General features: G+C 71.2%; 18 protein-coding genes. 1 reads left to right on the forward strand and 17 read right to left on the reverse strand.

Features of this window, described 5'->3' with window-relative positions:
- Positions 1-60: 60 nt before the first annotated feature.
- The 14 genes from nusB to ACFV9D_RS37925 all read right to left on the reverse strand — a co-directional run bounded on the left by nusB (position 61) and on the right by ACFV9D_RS37925 (position 13,395).
- Positions 61-492, reverse strand: a complete 432-nt coding sequence (gene nusB / locus ACFV9D_RS37860; protein ID WP_385157299.1) for a transcription antitermination factor NusB — start codon at positions 490-492, stop codon at positions 61-63.
- 2 nt (positions 493-494) lie between these two features.
- The gene (efp, locus tag ACFV9D_RS37865; RefSeq protein WP_385157302.1) at positions 495-1,061 is read right to left on the reverse strand and encodes an elongation factor P; all 567 of its coding nucleotides are present in this window, start codon (positions 1,059-1,061) and stop codon (positions 495-497) included.
- A 48-nt stretch (positions 1,062-1,109) separates the two neighbouring features.
- Positions 1,110-2,216, reverse strand: a complete 1,107-nt coding sequence (locus ACFV9D_RS37870) for an aminopeptidase P family protein (RefSeq protein WP_385157305.1) — start codon at positions 2,214-2,216, stop codon at positions 1,110-1,112.
- A 104-nt stretch (positions 2,217-2,320) separates the two neighbouring features.
- Positions 2,321-3,262 (reverse strand): AAA family ATPase, encoded by a 942-nt coding sequence (locus tag ACFV9D_RS37875; RefSeq protein WP_385157308.1) that lies wholly within the window; start codon positions 3,260-3,262, stop codon positions 2,321-2,323.
- A gap of 116 nt (positions 3,263-3,378) precedes the next feature.
- Positions 3,379-3,825 carry a type II 3-dehydroquinate dehydratase gene (gene aroQ, locus ACFV9D_RS37880; RefSeq protein ID WP_385157311.1) on the reverse strand — a complete coding sequence of 149 codons (447 nt, stop codon included), beginning with the start codon at positions 3,823-3,825 and terminating at the stop codon, positions 3,379-3,381.
- Positions 3,822-4,916 carry a 3-dehydroquinate synthase gene (aroB, locus tag ACFV9D_RS37885; protein ID WP_385157314.1) on the reverse strand — a complete coding sequence of 365 codons (1,095 nt, stop codon included), beginning with the start codon at positions 4,914-4,916 and terminating at the stop codon, positions 3,822-3,824. The genes aroQ and aroB overlap by 4 nt, the downstream gene beginning before the upstream one ends.
- Positions 4,913-5,398 (reverse strand): shikimate kinase, encoded by a 486-nt coding sequence (locus tag ACFV9D_RS37890; RefSeq protein WP_385157338.1) that lies wholly within the window; start codon positions 5,396-5,398, stop codon positions 4,913-4,915. The genes aroB and ACFV9D_RS37890 overlap by 4 nt, the downstream gene beginning before the upstream one ends.
- 29 nt (positions 5,399-5,427) lie before the next feature.
- Complete coding sequence (gene aroC, locus ACFV9D_RS37895; RefSeq protein WP_385157317.1) at positions 5,428-6,612, reverse strand: chorismate synthase; 1,185 nt, start codon at positions 6,610-6,612, stop codon at positions 5,428-5,430.
- Positions 6,613-6,790: 178 nt separating this feature from the next.
- Entirely contained in the window at positions 6,791-7,618 is an 828-nt protein-coding gene (locus ACFV9D_RS37900) for a shikimate dehydrogenase (protein WP_385157320.1), read from the reverse strand.
- Positions 7,615-9,345, reverse strand: coding sequence for an endolytic transglycosylase MltG (gene mltG / locus ACFV9D_RS37905; protein ID WP_385157323.1), 1,731 nt, complete (start codon positions 9,343-9,345; stop codon positions 7,615-7,617). Before mltG ends, ACFV9D_RS37900 begins: the two co-directional genes overlap by 4 nt.
- 101 nt (positions 9,346-9,446) lie before the next feature.
- Entirely contained in the window at positions 9,447-9,911 is a 465-nt protein-coding gene (ruvX, locus tag ACFV9D_RS37910; RefSeq protein ID WP_383175798.1) for a Holliday junction resolvase RuvX, read from the reverse strand.
- Positions 9,912-9,913: 2 nt separating this feature from the next.
- Complete coding sequence (alaS, locus tag ACFV9D_RS37915; protein ID WP_385157326.1) at positions 9,914-12,583, reverse strand: alanine--tRNA ligase; 2,670 nt, start codon at positions 12,581-12,583, stop codon at positions 9,914-9,916.
- On the reverse strand, positions 12,583-12,957 hold the full coding sequence (locus tag ACFV9D_RS37920) for a DUF6167 family protein (protein ID WP_385157329.1): 375 nt from the start codon (positions 12,955-12,957) through the stop codon (positions 12,583-12,585). The genes alaS and ACFV9D_RS37920 overlap by 1 nt, the downstream gene beginning before the upstream one ends.
- 6 nt (positions 12,958-12,963) lie before the next feature.
- Positions 12,964-13,395: a DUF948 domain-containing protein gene (locus ACFV9D_RS37925; protein ID WP_376444014.1), complete on the reverse strand. Its 432-nt coding sequence runs from the start codon at positions 13,393-13,395 to the stop codon at positions 12,964-12,966.
- 170 nt (positions 13,396-13,565) lie between these two features.
- Between ACFV9D_RS37925 and ACFV9D_RS37930 the strand changes: the two genes are divergently transcribed.
- The gene (locus ACFV9D_RS37930) at positions 13,566-15,716 is read left to right on the forward strand and encodes an ATP-binding protein (RefSeq protein WP_385157332.1); all 2,151 of its coding nucleotides are present in this window, start codon (positions 13,566-13,568) and stop codon (positions 15,714-15,716) included.
- A 53-nt stretch (positions 15,717-15,769) separates the two neighbouring features.
- Here the strand turns inward: ACFV9D_RS37930 and rpsD are convergent, their stop codons facing one another.
- From rpsD to ACFV9D_RS37945, 3 genes are all read right to left on the reverse strand, one after another.
- A complete protein-coding gene (gene rpsD / locus ACFV9D_RS37935; protein ID WP_158985446.1) occupies positions 15,770-16,384 on the reverse strand; it encodes a 30S ribosomal protein S4 in 615 nt (204 codons plus the stop codon).
- Positions 16,385-16,740: 356 nt separating this feature from the next.
- A complete protein-coding gene (locus ACFV9D_RS37940; protein WP_385157341.1) occupies positions 16,741-18,093 on the reverse strand; it encodes a replication-associated recombination protein A in 1,353 nt (450 codons plus the stop codon).
- Between the two features lie 57 nt (positions 18,094-18,150).
- Positions 18,151-18,762, reverse strand: coding sequence for a vitamin K epoxide reductase family protein (locus tag ACFV9D_RS37945; protein ID WP_385157336.1), 612 nt, complete (start codon positions 18,760-18,762; stop codon positions 18,151-18,153).
- Positions 18,763-19,036: the final 274 nt, after the last annotated feature.

The raw sequence follows: 19,036 nt of genomic DNA on the forward strand, positions 1-19,036 counted from the left end.
CCTGGTGGGGCCCCTCTTATGGGTGGGGGGCGCCCCCCTTCGACTGCCGGAGGCGCCGGTTCAGGCGTCCCGGCGCAGGCGCGGCTTCAGGTCCTTGAAGCGGGCCAGCAGGCCGTTGACGAACGTCGGGGACTCGTCGGTGGAGAACTCCTTGGCGAGCTGCACCGCCTCGTCGATCGCCACGGCGTCCGGCGTCTCGTCGGCCCAGATCAGCTCGTACGCGCCGAGGCGCACGATGTTCCGGTCGGCGACCGGCATCCGGTCCAGGTCCCAGTCCACCGCGTAGGTGGCGATGAGCTCGTCGATCCGGTTCGCGTGGCCCGCGTACCCCTCGACCAGCTGCATCGTGAACTCGTTGACCGGCGGCTGACGGTCGTCGGACCGGGCGTGCCGGACCCAGTCCGCGAGGACCTCCTGCACGGAGACCCCGCGCTGATCGGCCTCGAAGAGGATCTGGAAGGCGCGCTTACGGGCCTTGCTGCGGGCAGCCACGGTTAGTCGTTCACCCGGCCGAGGTAGTCGCTCGTGCGGGTGTCGACCTTGATCTTCTCACCGGTGGTGATGAAGAGCGGGACCTGGATCTCGTGGCCGGTCTCCAGCGTGGCGGGCTTGGTGCCACCCGTGGAGCGGTCGCCCTGGACACCCGGGTCGGTGTGCTGGATCGTCAGCGTGACGGCGGCCGGGAGCTCGACGTAGAGCACCGAGCCCTCGTGCTGCGCGACGGAGGCGGTGAAGCCCTCGATCAGGAAGTTGGCGGCGTTGCCGACGGCCTTGCGGTCGACGTGCAGCTGGTCGTAGGTCTCCATGTCCATGAAGACGAAGTAGTCGCCGTCCATGTAGGAGAACTGCATGTCGCGGCGGTCGATGGTGGCCGTGTCGACCTTCACGCCCGCGTTGAAGGTCTTGTCGACGACCTTGCCGGACAGCACGTTCTTGAGCTTGGTGCGCACGAAGGCCGGGCCCTTGCCGGGCTTGACGTGCTGGAACTCGACGACGGACCAGAGCTGGCCGCCTTCGAGCTTGAGCACCATGCCGTTCTTGAGGTCGTTCGTGGAAGCCACGGTTGCGGAATCTCCTGGACTGACGTGGACCGGGGAGGCGTACGCGCCCTACAGCGCGAGCAGCTCCTTGGTCGTAATGGTGAGTAGCTCGGGTCCGCCGTCCGCCTCCTGGCGCACGACGAGCGTGTCATCGATCCGGACCCCGCCCCGGCCCGGGAGGTGGACCCCCGGTTCGACGGTGACCGGCACACAAGCGTCCAGTTTACCCATGGCCGCGGGTGCGAGCTGCGGGTCCTCGTCGATTTCCAGGCCGACGCCGTGCCCGGTGAGGGGTGGAACGGCTTCTCCGTGGCCCGCGGCGTCCAGGATCTGGCGCGCGGCGCGGTCCACGTCGCGGTACTCGGCGCCGGGCGAGAGGGACTCCCGGCCGGCCCGTTGAGCGGCGAAGACGAGGTCGTACAGCTCGATCTGCCAGTCCGCGGGCGTCGTGCCGATGACGAACGTACGGCCGATCTCGCAGCGGTAGCCACGGTAGTTGGCGCCGAGGCACACGGAGAGGAAATCTCCCTCCTCGACACGGCGGTCGGAGGGCCGGTGCCCACTCCGGCCGGAGTTCGGGCCGGTGGCCACCGAGGTCGGGAAGGCCGCGCCGTCCGCGCCGTGGTCGACGAGCCGACGCTCGAGCTCCAGGGCGAGATGCCGCTCGGTCCGCCCGACCAGGATGGACTCCAGCAGCTCTCCCAGTGCCTGGTCGGCGATCTCGGCCGCGATCCGCAGGCAGGCGATCTCGTCCTCGTCCTTCACGATCCTCAGCTGTTCGACGGCCCCGCCGAGATCGGCGAGCTGGAGCTGCGGGGCGACCGAGCCCATGGCACGGTGGCGGGCCACGGTCAGATGGTGCTCCTCGACGGCGAGGACGTCCGCGCCCGCCTTGCGGGCGAAGTCGACGCCCGCGACGGCCGGATCACCGCCGGCCGCGGGCAGGACGGCCTGCCGGAGCAGCTCGTCGAGCCGTCCGTCGGCCGGATCGCCGCCGGGCGCGGTGGGGCAGAGCAGTACGTCCTCGTCCGGGCCGAGCAGCAGCACGGCGCCGTGGGGCGAACCGCCCGCGAGATAGCGGACGTTGGCGGGGCGGGAGACCAGGGCCGCCGGGCTGCCGGCTGCCGCGCACCGGTCGCGCAGCCGCACCCGACGGTCCGCATACACCTCTGACATGTTCCGAGCCTACGAGGGGCGGGCCGCCCCGGCCTGCTCAGAGCGGCCGACCGGGCCATCACCGGCCGCATCAGGCCAGCACGAGGCGGGCACGAGGCGGGCGATCACCAGGCCGGCGGGCTGGCTATGGAACGGGCCAGGACCTCGTCGAGGACGCGGGCGGTGGTCTCGACGTCGTACTTCGAGTTGTCGATGATCGGCAGTCCGGAGCCGTACCAGCCGGCCATCCGGCCGTGGATGGAGGCGACCTCCTCGTCGGAGAGACGCCGGTTGCCGCTGCGCTCGGCGTTGCGCTCCAGGACGATCTCCAGGCCGGGGAGGAGAACGACCGGAAGCAGCCCGGGGCCCACGTGCCGCTTCCAGCCGCCGAGGCCGACGACGGGGCGGTCGGGGAAGACTGCGTCGTCGAGGATGCACGAGATGCCGTTGGCCAGGAAGTTGCGGGCCGCGAAGCCGCACGTGCGGCGGGCCAGGCGGTACTGGGCCTCGGAATGCTCGTTCCAGCCGGACTGGGGGTCGGCGAAGCCGGAGCAGACCCACTCGCGGACGTCGTCGAGGCTGATGTGTGCGGTGGGGACGCGTCGGCGCGCGGCCCAGTGGCGGGCGACGGTCGTCTTGCCGGCGCCGGCGGGGCCGATCAGCAGGACGGCGAGGGTCGCGGTGCCGGTGCCGGGATCGGCGGCGGGTGGCGCGGGTATGGCGACGGGCGGCAGCTGGACGTGTCCCGTGGTGTCGCGCGGCGGAGGACCGGGCTGCCCGGGATGCGGGGGCACGGCCCCGGTGGTCCAGCCGGGGGCGGGCGGCGCGGGGTGCGCACCGTGCGGGGCCGGGGCGCCGGCCGGGTGTTGCCCCGTTGGGACGGCGTGCGGGTGGGGATGGGGCTGCGGAGGGGCCGACTGAGGTCCGCCGTGCGGCACGGGAGGTACGGGAGGGTGCCCCGCGCCCGGAGAGCCGTGTGCGCCCGGTCCGACCGGTGCGCCGTGCGCACCCGGTGTCCATCCCGAGGGGTCGGGCGGTGGCAACGGAGCCCCCACTGCGTGCTGCATCCGGTGCCACTCCGTCTCGTACGGCCGATACTTCCAGGAACGTTACCGCCCCCGGCCCCCACAGGGGGAACGGCCGGGGGCGGTCCAGAGTGCCCTCTCCGAGGGAACGTTCGATGTCAGCCGGTCAGTTCCTCGGCCAGCGCCCGCAGGGCCAGCCGGTAGGAGCCGATCCCGAATCCGGCTACGGTCCCGGTCGCGACCGCGGCGACGACCGAGGTGTGCCGGAATTCCTCCCGGGTGTACGGGTTCGAGATGTGCACCTCGATCAGCGGCGCGGTCCGCTGGGCGGCCGCGTCGCGCATCCCGTACGAATAGTGCGTGAACGCCCCCGGGTTGAGAACGACCGGAATCGAACGGTCCGCGGCCTCGTGCAGCCAGCGGATCATCTCGCCCTCGTCGTTGGTCTCCCGCACGTCCACGTCGAAGCCCAGCTCGGCGCCGAGGGCCCGGCAGGACTCCACGAGGCCCTTGTACGACGTGGCGCCGTAGATGTCGGGCTCGCGGGAGCCGAGGCGGCCGAGGTTCGGGCCGTTCAACACGAGGACGGGACGGAGGTCGCTCACGCGGACACCTCGCCGTAGGCCGCGACGAGCACGGCCGGGTCCGGGCCTTCGAGCACGGTCGGCTTGCCGAGCCCGTCGAGGACGATGAAGCGCAGCAGGTCGCCGCGGGACTTCTTGTCCACCTTCATGGTCTCCAGGAGCTTTGGCCACTGGTCGCCGCGGTAGGTGAGCGGCAGGCCGACCGACTCCAGGACCGTGCGGTGGCGGTCGGCGGTGGCGTCGTCGAGCCGGCCCGCGAGCCGGCCGAGTTCGGCGGCGAAGACCATGCCGACGGAGACGGCGGCGCCGTGCCGCCACTTGTACCGCTCGTTCTTCTCGATCGCGTGGGCGAGGGTGTGGCCGTAGTTGAGGATCTCCCGGCGGCCCGACTCCTTGAGGTCGCCGGAGACGACCTCGGCCTTGACCTTGATCGAGCGGACGAGAAGCTCGGCGGTGTGGGGTCCGGCCGGGGTGCGGGCGGCCTGCGGGTCCTCCTCGATCAGGTCGAGGATGACCGGGTCGACGATGAAGCCGGCCTTGATGATCTCCGCGAGACCGCTGACGTAGTCGTTGACCGGCAGCGAGTCCAGCGCGGCGAGGTCGCACAGCACACCGGCGGGCGGGTGGAAGGCGCCGACGAGGTTCTTGCCCTCGGCGGTGTTGATGCCGGTCTTGCCGCCGACGGCCGCGTCGACCATGGCGAGCACGGTGGTCGGTACGGCGATCCAGCGCACACCCCGCAGCCAGGTGGCGGCCACGAAGCCGGCCAGGTCGGTGGTCGCCCCGCCGCCCACGCCGACGATGACGTCCGTACGGGTGAAGCCGGTCTGGCCGAGCGCCTTCCAGCAGTACGCCGCGACCTCGACGGTCTTGGCCTCCTCGGCGTTGGGCACCTGGATGGCGACGGCCTCGAAGCCCTGGTCGGCGAGGTCGGCCCGCAGGGCCTCGCCCGTCTCGGCCAGCGCCTCGGGGTGGATCACGGCGACGCGCTTGGCCTTGGTCCCGATCAGGGCGGGCAGCTCACCCAGCAGCTGCCGTCCGACCAACACCTCGTACGGATCCGTGCCCGCCGAACCGCCGACCTGGATTCGGGTCACTTCCTGGTCCGTCATACGTCCTTCTTCAGCTCCAGTGCGTCGAGGACCGCGTCCGCGACCTCTTCGGGGGTGCGGTCGTCGGTGGCGACGACGACCCGGGCGACTTCGGTGTAGAGGTGGCGGCGTGCCTCCATCAGCTCGCGCCACTGGCGGCGCGGGTTGACGGCGAGCAGCGGCCGCGCGGTGTTGAGGCCGACGCGGCGGACGGCCTCCTCGACGTCCATCGAGAGATAGGCGACCGGGAGTCCGGTGAGGAGCTCCCGGGTGCCCGCGTCGAGGACCGCGCCGCCGCCGAGCGCGAGGACACCCTCGTGCTCGGCGACCGCGGTCCGTACGGCTTCGCGTTCCAGGGCGCGGAAGTGCTCCTCGCCGTCCTCGATGAAGATGTCCGAGATCTCACGGCCCTGGGCGGCGACGATGTCGGCGTCGGTGTCCCGGTAGGGCGCGCCGAGCAACTCGGCCAGGAGCGCGCCCACCGTGGACTTGCCGGAGCCCATCGGCCCGACCAGGACGACCAGCGGTCCGGTCACCGGATCTGGAGGTTGTCGAGGTACGAACGGACGTTGCGGCGGGTCTCCGGGACGCTGTCGCCGCCGAACTTCTCGACGACCGCGTCCGCGAGGACGAGCGCGACCATGGCCTCGGCGACGATGCCCGCGGCGGGGACGGCACAGACGTCGGAGCGCTGGTGGTGGGCCTGGGCGGCCTCGCCGGTGGCGACGTCGACGGTGGCCAGAGCGCGCGGGACGGTCGCGATCGGCTTCATCGCGGCGCGGACGCGGAGCAGTTCACCGGTGGTCAGGCCGCCCTCGGTGCCGCCGGAGCGGCCGGTGGAGCGCTTGATGCCGTCCGCGGTCTTCACGATCTCGTCGTGCGCCTGCGAGCCGGGCACGCGGGCGAGCTCGAAGCCGTCGCCGACCTCGACGCCCTTGATGGCCTGGATGCCCATGAGCGCGGCGGCGAGCCGCGCGTCGAGGCGGCGGTCCCAGTGCACGTGGGAGCCGAGGCCGACGGGCACGCCGTACGCCAGGACCTCGACCACTCCGCCGAGGGTGTCGCCGTCCTTGTGGGCCTGGTCGATCTCCGCGACCATCGCCTTCGACGCGTCGGCGTCGAGGCAGCGCACGGGGTCGGCGTCGAGCTTCTCGACGTCGGCGGGGGTCGGGTAGACGCCGTACGGGGCCTTGGCGGCCGCCAGCTCCACCACGTGAGAGACGATCTCGATGCCCGCGGCCTCCTTGAGGAAGGACCGGGCGACGGCTCCGAGGGCGACGCGGGCGGCGGTCTCCCGGGCGCTGGCGCGCTCCAGGATCGGCCGGGCCTCGTCGAAGCCGTACTTCTGCATGCCGGCGAGGTCTGCGTGTCCGGGGCGGGGCCGGGTCAGCGGCGCGTTGCGCCCCGACTCCTTGAGCTCGGAGGGGTCGACCGGGTCGGCCGACATGACCTTCTCCCACTTGGGCCACTCGGTGTTGCCGACCATCACGGCGATCGGGGAGCCGAGGGAGAGCCCGTGCCGGACACCACCCAGGAAGGTGACCTCGTCCTGCTCGAACTTCATGCGCGCGCCGCGCCCATAGCCGAGGCGCCGCCGCGCGAGGTGGTCCGCCACGAGCTCCGTGGTGACCGGGACGCCGGCGGGAAGGCCCTCCAGCGTCGCGACCAGCGCGGGTCCGTGGGACTCTCCGGCGGTCAGCCAGCGCAACCTGCTCAACGATGCTCCTCATGCTCGCGCCCAGAACTGCTGCGGCGCGACCGGGTGCGCGGCCCTGGCCCGCCGCTACCGATCCTCCCACGTCCGGTGGCCGATCCTGGCCGTCGGTCCAGCTATCGGACTCCGACAACGTCAGATCGGGAACGTCGGATCGGGCGGACCCGCGGTCCGAGGCCGCTCACGGAGTGTCGAGCGCCCGCTCACCCGCGGCACGCATCACGGCGAGCGGCGCCGGGGCGTGGCCCGTCATCTGTTCGACCTGGAGGACGGCCTGGTGGACCAGGAGGTCCAGGCCGCCCAGGACCGTGCCGCCCTGTGCGGACCAGGCCGCGGCGAGCGGGGTCGGCCAGGGGTGGTAGAGCACGTCGAAGAGGGTGCCTGGGGTACCGGAGACGGCGGGCGCCAGCGCGTCCGTCGTACCGGCGGGGGTCGTCGCGATCACGAGCGGGGACGCGAACGCCTCCGCCGCACTCCCCCAGTCCGCGGTACGGACATCCACGCCGAGCCTCTCGCCCCAGCCCCGCATCTCCTCGGCCCGCGCCTCGCTCCGTACGTACGCGGTGACGGGGCCGGCGCAGATCCGGGCCAGTGCGGCGAGCGCGGAGGAGGCGGTGGCGCCGGCGCCGAGGACGGCGGCGGACTCCACCTTCTCTACGCCCCGCTCGCGCAGCGCGGCGACCAGGCCGGGGATGTCGGTGTTGTCGCCGACCCGGCGGCCGTCCTCGGTGAAGACGACCGTGTTCACCGCCTCGACGGAGGCGGCCGTGTCGCTGATCTCGTCGAGCAGCGGGATGATCGCCCGCTTCAGCGGCATGGTCAGCGACAGCCCCGCCCAGGAGTCGTCGAGCCCGGCGACGAACCCGGGAAGCCCGGCTTCGTCGACCTCGAACCGGTCGTACGACCAGGTGTCGAGGCCGAGCGCGGCGTAGGCCGCCCGGTGCAGGACCGGGGAGAGCGAGTGGGCGATGGGCGAGCCGAGGACGGCCGCGCGGCGCTGCGTACTCATTGACCCGAGCTCTTCCGCTGCTTCTCGTACTCCGCCACGTGCTTGTTGTGCTCCTCGTTCGTCACGGAGAAGACGGTCTTGTTCTCGTTGATCGACACGAAGTAGTACCACGGCCCGGCGGTGGGGTTCAGCGCCGACTTGAGCGCCTCGGCGCCCGGGTTGCTGATCGGGCCGGGGATGAGGCCCTTGACGTTGTAGGTGTTGTACGGATCCTGGATCTTCCGCAGGTCCTCGACCGTGCCGACGTCGAGCGTGCTCTCGCCCTTGAGGTAGTTGACCGTCGAGTCGAACTCCAGGCGGCCCACGGTCTCCGTGTTGTTCGGCTTGAGCCGGTTGTAGACGACGCGGGCGACCTTGTCGAAGTCGTGCTTGTACTTGCCTTCGACCTGGACGAGGCTCGCGACCGTGATCAGCTCCCACGGTCCCTCGAGTCCGAGTTCCTTCGCCTTCGCCTCGAGTTCGAGCTTGCCGTACTCCTGGTTCGAGCGGCTGACCATCTTCCGGAGCACGTCCTCCGGCTTGTTCCCCTTGGCCGCCGGGTAGCTCGCCGGGAAGAGGAAGCCCTCCAGCGGGTCCTTCACTTCCTTGTGGTTCTTCGCCCAGTCCGGGAGGCCGAGGTCGTTGGCCTTCGCCTTCGCGATGCCCTGCGTCGTGCCCTTCTTGAGCTCGAGCTTCTTGTCGATCTGCTCGTAGACCCAGGTGTTCCGCTTGCCCTCGGGGACGATGAGGTTCGCCTGGCTCGCCGGGCTGAGCATCAGGGCGACGGCGCTCTCCGCCGACATCTCCTTCTTCAGCGTGTAGGCACCCGCCTGGATCGTGTTGCCCTTCGGGTTCTTCCCCTGGGCCGACACGAAGGCGTCGACGCTCTTGACGACGCCGGCCTTCTTGAGGATGTTGGCGATCTCGTAGCCGCCCGCGCCCTTGGGGATCTCGACCTGGACCTCGCCGCTGCCCTCGCCCGCGTAGTCGGGCGCCGCGCCGAACTGGCCCTGCCAGAACTGGTAGCCGAAGTAGCCGATGCCGCCGACGCCGCCCGCGAGGACCAGGGCGACGACGAGGCAGGCCACGCCGTTCTTGCCCTTCTTCTTGCCCTTGCCGCCCCGCCGGTCGCGACCGCCCCGCGACGAGCGGTCGTCCGGGTCGTCGTCGTAGTCGTCGTCGTCGGCGCCGTCCTCGCCGGTGAAGAAGGGGTGCCGCTCCTCTTCCGCGGGCTCCGCGTCCCAGTCGACCACCGGCTCCGGCGGGCCCTGCCGCCGGCCGGGGGGCTGGGGCGGCGGGTACGCCTCGGGGGTGCCGTAGAGGTCGGGGTTCTGACCGCCGTACGGATCGGCGGGAGTCGTGCCGTACGGCATGGCCGCCTGACCCGTCTCCCAGCTCGTGTCGTACTGCTGTGCGGGGTACCCGGGCGTGTCGTAGCCCTGCCCGGCGTACCCCTGCTGCTGCACGCCGTACTGAGGATCGTTGTACTGCTGGGGCTGCTGAGGGTGCTGGGGCTGCGGCTGATGAGGCTGCTGGTACTGCGGGTCATAGCCCTGCGGCTGCCCGCCCAGACCGTACTGCTCCTGACCGTACTGGCCCTGGGCATACGGGTCCTGGCCGTACTGGTCCTGGCCGTACTGCGCCTGCTGCGGGTACTGCTGCTGCTGGCCTCCCCATCCCTGCTCCCCGTACAACGGGTCCGCGGGATGCCACGGTTCGGAGCCGGAGCCCCGGCCATACTCAGTCATCGATCCCCAAACAGCCGCGAGGCGTCCGGACGGTCCGCCTCTACGTTGTGCGGCAGCTGTTCGAACGCCGCCGCATCGCGCGGAACGTTACCGTATCGCGATCAGATGACCACTTCGACGCCCTCACCGGGCGGATTACCTGATACCCGTTCGGACTCAAGAGCGTTCTGAAGGATGATCACAGCGGCGGCCTGATCGATGACGGACCGCCCCTTCTTCGACTTCACCCCCGAGGCCCGCAGCCCCTGTGTGGCCGTCACGGTCGTCATCCGCTCGTCGACCAGCCTGACCGGCACCGGAGCGATGCCCTTGGCCAGCTCTCCCGCGAAGCGCCGGACCTTGGCCGCGGCCGGGCCCTCGCCCCCGGAGAGGGAGCGGGGGAGGCCGACCACGACCTCGATCGGTTCGTACTCCTCGACGATCTGCCTCAGCCGCCGGTGGGCGGCCGGGACGTCACGTCCCGGCACGGTCTCCACCGGCGTGGCGAGGACCCCGTCGGGGTCGCACGAGGCGACCCCGATCCGGGCGTCCCCGACGTCGATCGCGAGGCGACGGCCGCGACGCATCGTCACGCCGTCTCCACCACGAGACGCTCGACGGCCTCGATGGCGTCGCCGATCGCCTCGGGGTTCTGGCCGCCGCCCTGGGCGACGTCGGGCTTGCCGCCACCGCCGCCGCCGAGGGTCTTGGCGGCCGTGCGGACCAGCTCGCCGGCCTTGAGACCGCGCTCGCGGGCGGCCTCGTTGGTGGCGATGACGGTCAGCGGGCGACCGTTGGCCGTGGTGAAGAGGGCCACGACGGCGGGGCGGTCCGAGGAGATGCGGCCGCGGACGTCGAGGACCAGCTTGCGCAGGTCGTCGGCGGAAGTGCCGTCCGGGACCTGGCCGGTGACGAGCGCGACTCCGCGGATGTCCTTGGCGCCGTCGACCAGACCGGCGGCGGCCTGCAGGACCTTCTCGGCGCGGTACTTCTCGATCTCCTTCTCGGCGTCCTTCAGCTTGCCGAGCATGGCGGAGATCTTCTCCGGCAGCTCCTCGGAGCGACCCTTCACCAGCTCCTGGAGCTGGGCGACGACCGTGTGCTCACGGGCGAGGAAGTTGTACGCGTCGACACCGACGAGGGCCTCGACACGGCGCACGCCACTGCCGATCGACGACTCGCCGAGCAGCTTGACCAGACCCAGCGCGGCGGTGTTCTTGACGTGCGTACCGCCGCACAGCTCCTTGGAGAAGTCGCCGATGGTGACGACGCGGACCTTCTCGCCGTACTTCTCGCCGAACTCGGCGATGGCGCCCTGACGCTTGGCCTCGTCGATCGGCATGACCTCGGCGTGCACGTCGAGCTCGCGGGCGAGGACCTCGTTGATCTTCTGCTCGACGTCCGTGAGGACCGCGCCGGGCACCGCGTTGGGCGAGCCGAAGTCGAAGCGGAAGCGGCCGGGCGAGTTCTCCGAACCGGCCTGGGCGGCCGTCGGGCCGAGCGCGTCACGCAGCGCCTGGTGCGTCAGGTGCGTGGCCGAGTGGGCACGGGCGATGGCCCGGCGGCGGCGGACGTCGATGGCGGCGTAGGCGGTGGAGCCGATCGTCACCTCGCCGACCTGGACGGAGCCCTTGTGCACGGAGACGCCCGGGACCGGCTGCTGGACGTCACGGATCTCGATGACGGCGCCGCTGTGCAGCTTGATCCGGCCCTGGTCGGCGAGCTGGCCGCCGCCCTCGGCGTAGAACGGGGTCCGGTCGAGGATGACCTCGACGTCGTCGCCCTCGGAGGCGGCGGGCGACGGGACACCGTTGACCAGCAGGCCGACGACCGTGGTCTCGCCCTCGGTGTTGGTGTAGCCGGTGAACTCGGTGGCGCCGTTGCTGTCCGCGATCTCGCGGTAGGCGGCGACGTCGGCGTGGCCGGTCTTCTTGGCCTTGGCGTCGGCCTTGGCCTTGTCCCGCTGCTCCTGCATCAGGCGGCGGAAGCCGGCCTCGTCCACGGAGAGGCCCTGCTCGGCGGCGATCTCCAGGGTGAGGTCGATCGGGAAGCCCCAGGTGTCGTGGAGCAGGAACGCCTTGTCGCCGGGGAGGACGGTGCTGCCGGAGGCCTTGGTCTCGGTGACGGCGCCGTCGAGGACGTTCGAACCGGCGTTGAGCGTCTTGAGGAAGCGGGCCTCCTCGGCCAGGGCCACGGTCTCGATCCGCTTGCGGTCGGTGACCAGCTCCGGGTACTGCTCGCCCATGGTGTCGATGACCACGTCGACGAGGTCCTGGACGACCACGCCCGTGGCGCCGAGCAGGCGCATGTTGCGGATGGCGCGGCGCATGATGCGGCGCAGCACATAGCCGCGACCCTCGTTGCCGGGGGTGACGCCGTCACCGATGAGCATCACGGACGTACGCATGTGGTCGGCCACCACACGCAGCGAGACGTCGCTGTCGTGGGCCTTGCCGTAGGCGACGCCGGTGAGCTCGGTGGCCTTGTCGATGACGACCTGGAGGGTGTCGGTCTCGTACATGTTCTGTACGCCCTGCAGGATCATCGCCAGGCGCTCGAGGCCGAGGCCGGTGTCGATGTTCTTCGACGGCAGGTCGCCGAGGATCTCGAAGTCCTCCTTCGAAGTGCCCTCGCCGCGCTCGTACTGCATGAAGACCAGGTTCCAGATCTCCACGTACCGCTCGTCGTTGACGGCCGGGCCGCCCTCGACACCGAACTCGGGGCCGCGGTCGTAGTTGATCTCGGAGCAGGGGCCGCAGGGGCCGGGGACGCCCATCGACCAGTAGTTGTCCTTCTTGCCGAGGCGCTGGATGCGCTCGGCCGGGACGCCGACGACGTCGCGCCAGATCTGCTCGGCCTCGTCGTCCTCCTGGTAGACGGTGATCCAGAGCTTCTCCGGCTCGAGCCCGTAGCCGCCGTGCGCCACCGAGGTGGTCAGCAGCTCCCAGGCGAGCTTGATGGCGCCTTCCTTGAAGTAGTCGCCGAAGGAGAAGTTGCCGCACATCTGGAAGAACGTGCCGTGGCGGGTGGTCTTGCCGACCTCCTCGATGTCCGGCGTACGCACGCACTTCTGCACGCTGGAGGCGCGCGAGAACGGCGGCTTCACCTCGCCGAGGAAGTAGGGCTTGAACGGAACCATGCCCGCGGGGACCAGAAGCAGAGTCGGGTCGTCCGCGATGAGCGACGCCGAAGGCACGACGGTGTGCCCGCGCTCCTCGAAGAAGCTCAGCCAGCGGCGGCGGATTTCAGCCGACTCCATCAGTGGTCCTCATTCCGGTTGAACGAACGCGTAGGCATATCGGTGTACGAATACGTGGTCTTGGTGGTCTTCGGGGTGGCGTCGAGCACGGCCCTGCGGCGCTGGCCCGGGAGTTCGCGGTCCGCGGGTGCGTCCAGCGCGTCCACCGGCGCCTCCAGGCCGAGCGCCTCGCCCAGTTCGGCCTCGCGCTGGACCATCCCGGCCCTGACGTCGAGGGCGAAGTCCTTGAGCCGGTGGCCGGTCTCGATCGCCTTGTTCGCCGCCTGCGCGGCGAGGCTCTCCGGGGTCAGCTGCTTGAGCTTCCGGTTGACCTTGGTGGTGGCCCACACGCCGGCGGCGGCGCCGGCGGTGAACCAGAACGTACGGCGGAACATCGCGCCTCAGCCCTTCTGCTTCCGGCGTCGCGCGGCCGGCACGGTGCGACCGACGACGACGGTACGTCGCGAGGGCGCCGGCGGCGCCTCGTCACGGCCGCGGCCGAGGGCCTTGCGCACCCCGTAGCCGAAGGCCGCGACCTTGACGAGCGGGCCGCCGAACGTGGAGGCGACGGTGGAGGAGAGCGCCGAGGCGTTGGAGGTGACCTCCTGGACGTCCGAGGCGATCGCGTCCACCCGGTCGAGCTGGGTCTGTGCCGACCGCACGGTGGCGGAGGCGTCGCTCAGCAACGGGACGGCCTGCTCGGTCACGTCCGCCACCAGCTTGGTGGTCGCCTTGAGCGTCTGCGCCAGCCTCACCAGAACCACGGCGAGGAAGGAGACGAGAATCGCCCAGAACACGGCCACCAGAATCCCGGCAACCTCTCCACCGGTCACTCCGCACCGCTCTCTGCTGTCGTTGGGCCCTTGCCAAAAGTCGTCCTCCGACCCTATCGCGCCCGGGGTCTTTCCCCGTACCGCATTAGGGCTCGTATCGCGGCCCGTGGAGGGGGAGTCGTCCGATCCGATTGTACGGAGTGCGTCCGGATGGGTACGCTCCGTGTCCCATGCGAAGGAGCAACCTCCCGGCGGAGCTGAACCGGTTCATCGGACGGGCATACGAACGGGACGAACTGACCCGGCTCCTGGGGGAATCCCGCCTGGTCACGGTCGTCGGCGTCGGCGGTGTCGGCAAGTCCCGGCTGTGCCTGAGCGTCGCCTCGGATACGCAGAAACGCTACGTCGACGGGGCGTGGCTCGCGGATCTCTCGGCCCTGCGCGACCCGGATCTGGTGGCCCTCGCCGTCGTCGAGGCTCTGGGTCTGACCGATCACACCCTGCGCACCCCGCAGGAGACCCTGACCGAGCACCTCGCGGAGCGCCGGCTGCTGCTGGTCGTCGACGGCTTCGAGCACCTGGTGGAGGAGTGCGCCCCACTGGTACGGGAGTTGCTGCGGCGCTCCCCCGGCCTCACCGTGCTCGCATTGGGCCGCCGTCCGCTGCGGGTGGACGGGGAGACGGTGTACACGCTGGCGCCGATGGGCGAGGAGGACGCGGCGCGCCTCTTCACCGAGCGGGCGCAGGCCACCGGGGCCCCCGGTATGCGGGGCGACCGGGACCCCGATGTCGTGCGCGAGCTGTGCCGCCGGCTCGACGGGATTCCGCTGGCCCTTGAGCTGGCGGCCGCGCGGCTGCCGCTGCTCACGGCGGAACAGGTGCTGCACCGGCTCGACGACCGGTTCCGCCTGCTCACCGACGGAACGCGCGGCGCGCTGCCGCGCCATCAGACGCTGCGGACGGCGATCGGCTGGAGCCATGAGCTCTGCACCCCGCGGGAACGGCTGCTGTGGGCGCGGCTCTCGGTCTTCGCCGGGCCGTTCGACCTGGAGGCGGTGGAGTACGTGTGCGGCGGCCCCGACCTGCCCGCGGAGGGGGTCCTGGAGGTGCTCGGCGGCCTGCTCGCCCAGTCCCTGGTGGCGCGGGAGGACACGTCCGCGGGTCCTCGGTACCGACTCCTCGACACCGTGTCCGCGTACGGGGCGGAGTGGCTGGCGGCGCTCGGCGACACGGAGCGCATGCGGCGGCGGCACCGCGACTGGTACATGGGCCTGGCCACCTGGTGCGAGCTGGAGTGGTTCAGCCCGCGCCAGGCCGAGGTCGCGGCCTGCACGGACGCGGCGCTGCCCAATCTGCGGGCGGCCCTGGAGCTCTGTCTCGAGCTGCCGGACGAGGCGCATCTGGCGCAGCATCTCGCGGGGACGCTCTGGTTCTACTGGGCGGGGTGCGGGCGTCTGTCGGAGGGCAGGCACTGGCTCGACCGGGCGCTGGCGCTCGACTCGGAGCACGCGGACCACGCGGTGCACGCGGGCGCCCGGCTGAAGGCGCTGTGGGTGCTGGGTTATGTGGCGATCCTGCAGGGCGACAGCACGGCGGCGGTCGCGGCGCTGCACGAGTGCGGCGAGGGCGCGCGCTCGGCGGGGAATCCGGTGGCGGAGGCGTACGCGACGCACCGGATGGGCTGCCTGGCGCTGCTCTCGGACGACATGCCCCGCGCGGAGGAGCTGATCGGCCGGGCGCTGGAGGCGTACCGGGAGCTCGGCGAGCTGAACAGCAATGTGCTGATGGGGCAGGTCGAGCTGGCGATGGCCCGGGTCTTCCAGGGAGATCTGGAGGGCGCGGTCGCGCTGTGCGCGGAGGTGCGGGAGATCTGCGAGGAGCGTGGCGAGCGCTGGACCAGGGCGTACGCGCTCTATGTGCTGGCGTACGCGGCGTGGATCAGGGGCGACCACGGCGAGGCGCGGGGGTTGCTCGCCGAGTGCGTGACCATCAATCACACGTTCCACGACCTGGTGGGTCTGGTCCTGGCGATCGAGCTGCTCGCGCTGGTGACGGCCGCCGAGGGTGACCCGGCGGAGGCCGCGGTGCTCCAGGGCGCCGCGCTGCCGGTGTGGGACTCGGTGGGCCTGCAGCTGTTCGGCTCGGGTCACTTCAACGGGGCGCGGGCGCTGTGCGAGCAGCAGGCGGGCGAGGCGCTGGGCGCCGAGCGTTACGGGGCGTCGGTGCGGGAGGGCCGGCGGCTCTCCCTGGACGCGACGGTGGACCGGGCCCTCGACGTGCGTCGAGATCCGACCACCCGCCTCGTGGGTCCGCGGGCGCCGCGGCCGTTCCGTACGACGGTCCCCGGAAACGCGGAAGCCCGCCGGCTCCCCCACCGGTAGGGGTGGGGAAGCGGCGGGCCGAACACCGCGGGGGTGGTACTGCGCGCGCTGGATCAGCGGGCGTAGTACTCGACGACCAGCTGCTCGTCGCAGATGACCGGGATTTCCTTGCGGTTCGGGTCGCGGTCGAGGCGGAAGGCCAGGGCCTTCAGGTTGACCTGCAGGTAGCGCGGGGTCTCACCGTCGGCGGCGAAGCCACCCTCACGGGCCACCTGGAACAGCGGCTTCTCGCGGGAGCGCTCGCGGACCATCACGACGTCGTCGGGACGGACGCGGAACGACGGCTTGTCGACCTTGCCACCGTTGACCTGGATGTGACCGTGCACGACCATCTGGCGGGCCTGGTAGATGGTGCGGGCGATGCCCGAACGCAGGACCAGGGCGTCGAGGCGACGCTCGAGCTCGACGACCAGCGCCTCGCCCGTCTTGCCCTCGGCCTTCTTGGCGCGGTCGTAGGCGCGCGCCATCTGGCGCTCGCTGATGTCGTACTGCGCGCGCAGACGCTGCTTCTCGAGCAGACGGACCTTGTAGTCCGAGTTCTGCTTGCGGCCACGGCCGTGCTCGCCCGGCGGGTAGGGGCGGGCCTCGAAGTACTTGACGGCCTTCGGGGTCAGCGCGATGCCGAGGGCACGCGACTTCTTGACCTTGGGACGGGACTGGTTCGGCATGAACCAACCTCTCTATCTGTACGAATACGGCTTCACCAGGGTTAGAGGAGGTCGCATCCGCAGCCGGGGAAACCCGTACGGTCGTCTAGGACCTGACGGGCAGCCGCTCCCTGGTCTGGGCACATACGTGCAGCACGCGAACGGCCCATCGCCTGGTCCCGGGGATCCGGGGAGGTGATGGGTTGCCCGCGACACCTTCGAAGGTGCGCGACACTCCTGGAGATCCCGCCTGAGGCGGGGGCTCCGGCTGCCTGTCCCGTTCTGGTGGCGCCGGCCGAAGCCGGACACGGGACGCAGCACTCCGCACGAGTGTACCGGGTCGACCGGGGGTCCGTGCACGCGCCCGGGTCCTGCCGTCAGCCGTCGCCGCGCAGCCGCCCCCGTACCTTCTCCACCACGTCGGCGTACCGCGCCTCCGCTCCGTAGCGCGTCGGTTCGTAGTAGCGCTTGCCGTGGACCTCGTCCGGGGCGTACTGCTGGGCCGCGATACCGCCCGGGACGTCGTGCGGGTAGACGTACCCCTGGGCGTGGCCCAGCTTGGCCGCGCCCTTGTAGTGGCCGTCGCGCAGATGCGGTGGGACCGGGCCGGCCAGGCCGTTCCGTACATCCGCCTGGGCGGCGAAGATCGCGGTGGTCGCCGCGTTCGACTTCGGGGCCAGCGCGAGCGCGATCGTGGCGTGGCTCAGGGTCAGCGCGGCCTCGGGGAAGCCGATCATGGCGACCGCCTGAGCGGCCGCCACGGCCGTCGGCAGGGCCGTGGGGTCGGCCAGGCCGATGTCCTCGCTGGCCGAGATCATCAGGCGCCGGGCGATGAACCGGGGGTCCTCCCCCGCCTCGATCATCCGGGCCAGGTAGTGCAGCGCCGCGTCCACGTCCGATCCCCGGATCGACTTGATGAGCGCGCTGGCCACGTCGTAGTGCTGGTCGCCGTCCCGGTCGTACTTCACCGCCGCCCGGTCGACGGTCTCCTCGACCGTCTGGAGGGTGATCTCCGGCTCTCCCTTGGCGATGGCCGAGCCCGCGGCCGCCTCCAGGGCGGTCAGCGCGCGCCGCGCGTCCCCGCCGGCGATCCGCAGGAGGTGCGCCTCGGCGTCATCCGGCAGGCTGACCGCCCCACCGAGTCCGCGGTCCTCGGTCAGGGCACGCTTGAGCAGATCGCGCAGGTCGTCGTCGGTGAGCGGTTCGAGCGTGAGCAGCAGGGAGCGGGAGAGCAGCGGCGAGATGATCGAGAAGTACGGGTTCTCGGTCGTCGCGGCGATCAGCGTCACCCAGCGGTTCTCCACTGCCGGCAGCAGCGAGTCCTGCTGGGCCTTGGAGAAGCGGTGGATCTCGTCGAGGAAGAGGACGGTCTCCTTGCCGAAGCCGCCGGCGGCCCGCCGGGCCCCGTCGATGACGGCCCGGACCTCCTTGACGCCCGCCGTGATCGCGGAGAGCTCCACGAAGCGCTTGTTGGTCGCCTTGGAGACGACGTACGCGAGGGTCGTCTTGCCGATGCCCGGCGGCCCCCAGAGGATCACGGACGAGGCGCCCGCGGGACCTCCGGACCCCTCGCCCACGAGTCGGCGCAGCGGCGATCCCGGCTTGAGCAGGTGCTGCTGGCCGAGGACTTCGTCGAGGGTACGCGGGCGCATCCGGACGGCCAGGGGGCTGCTGGACGGGTCCTTCTCCTGGCGCTCTTCGGCGGCTGCGGTAAAGAGGTCGGGCTCCACAGTCATGAAGCCTAAGTCAGAGCACCGACAGCGCGGCCCGCGCCCGCCCTTCGTGCGTCAGCTCGTCCAGAAGTCCCACCAGCGCGTGAGGATCAGCATTCCGATGATCCCGATGTGCAGGACCGGCAGCACCCAGGTGAACTCGTCGAAGAAGGTCCGCAGGCCCTGGGGAGCGGGGAGGACGCCGTTGCGGACGTTGTGCGAGGTCACGTACCAGAACATGACGATGGTGGCGACCCAGGCGAGGCAGCACCAGAGGCAGAGCGCGTTGATCTCGTACAGCGACTGGTACATCAGCCAGGTGCAGAACCCGACGCCGAACAGCGTGCCCGCGTTCAGACCGAGCCAGAACCAGCCGCGGTAGCGGGCGCCCGCGAGGAGGCCGACGCCGATGGCGATCACCATCGCGTAGGTGACGAGGCCGAGCATGGGGTTCGGGAAGCCGAAGGCCGAGGCCTGCTCGCTCTTCATGATGTTGCCGCAGGACACGATCGGGTTGAGGCTGCAGCCCGGGGTGAAGTTCGGGTCCTCGAGGAGCTTGAACTTGTCGATCGTGATGATCCAGGAGGCGAGCAGACCGGCGGCGCCGGTGATCACCAACAGCCAGGCGAGGGCACGGCTCGCGCCGATCGTGCCGCGCGCCGAGTCGTCAACCGCTGCGTCTCTCATATCCCCGATCCATCACTCGCCTGCTTCTGGGCACGGTCATTCTGCCGCACGAGTGCCCTGGTCCACCGTTCGGTGGACATAAGGACGACCGGGAGGGGTCCAGCCGGCGGCGGCGCAGCCGACCGTGGGGAGCTGGTCGGCCACATCGCCCGCTACTGCCCCGCGCCGCGGCATCCGGCCGAGGTGATCTCCCTGGTCGGCCCGGAGACGAAGGCGCGCTGCGGCACGGTCTGCTGGACGAGTGGACGCGTCGGGGCCCCCCCCCCCCCCCCCC

It is taken from the genome of Streptomyces sp. NPDC059875, from assembly GCF_042731085.1.
Classification (GTDB): domain Bacteria; phylum Actinomycetota; class Actinomycetes; order Streptomycetales; family Streptomycetaceae; genus Streptomyces.

Coding starts and splice junctions, on each gene's coding strand:
- ACFV9D_RS37870 (WP_385157305.1), bottom strand. CDS start 2,216: ATGTCAGAGGTGTATGCGGACCGTCGGGTGCGGCTGCGCGACCGGTGC.
- ACFV9D_RS37875 (WP_385157308.1), bottom strand. CDS start 3,262: ATGCAGCACGCAGTGGGGGCTCCGTTGCCACCGCCCGACCCCTCGGGA.
- aroB (WP_385157314.1), bottom strand. CDS start 4,916: ATGACGGACCAGGAAGTGACCCGAATCCAGGTCGGCGGTTCGGCGGGC.
- ACFV9D_RS37890 (WP_385157338.1), bottom strand. CDS start 5,398: ATGGGCTCCGGCAAGTCCACGGTGGGCGCGCTCCTGGCCGAGTTGCTC.
- ACFV9D_RS37900 (WP_385157320.1), bottom strand. CDS start 7,618: ATGAGTACGCAGCGCCGCGCGGCCGTCCTCGGCTCGCCCATCGCCCAC.
- mltG (WP_385157323.1), bottom strand. CDS start 9,345: ATGACTGAGTATGGCCGGGGCTCCGGCTCCGAACCGTGGCATCCCGCG.
- ruvX (WP_383175798.1), bottom strand. CDS start 9,911: ATGCGTCGCGGCCGTCGCCTCGCGATCGACGTCGGGGACGCCCGGATC.
- alaS (WP_385157326.1), bottom strand. CDS start 12,583: ATGGAGTCGGCTGAAATCCGCCGCCGCTGGCTGAGCTTCTTCGAGGAG.
- ACFV9D_RS37920 (WP_385157329.1), bottom strand. CDS start 12,957: ATGTTCCGCCGTACGTTCTGGTTCACCGCCGGCGCCGCCGCCGGCGTG.
- ACFV9D_RS37930 (WP_385157332.1), top strand. CDS start 13,566: ATGCGAAGGAGCAACCTCCCGGCGGAGCTGAACCGGTTCATCGGACGG.
- rpsD (WP_158985446.1), bottom strand. CDS start 16,384: ATGCCGAACCAGTCCCGTCCCAAGGTCAAGAAGTCGCGTGCCCTCGGC.
- ACFV9D_RS37945 (WP_385157336.1), bottom strand. CDS start 18,762: ATGAGAGACGCAGCGGTTGACGACTCGGCGCGCGGCACGATCGGCGCG.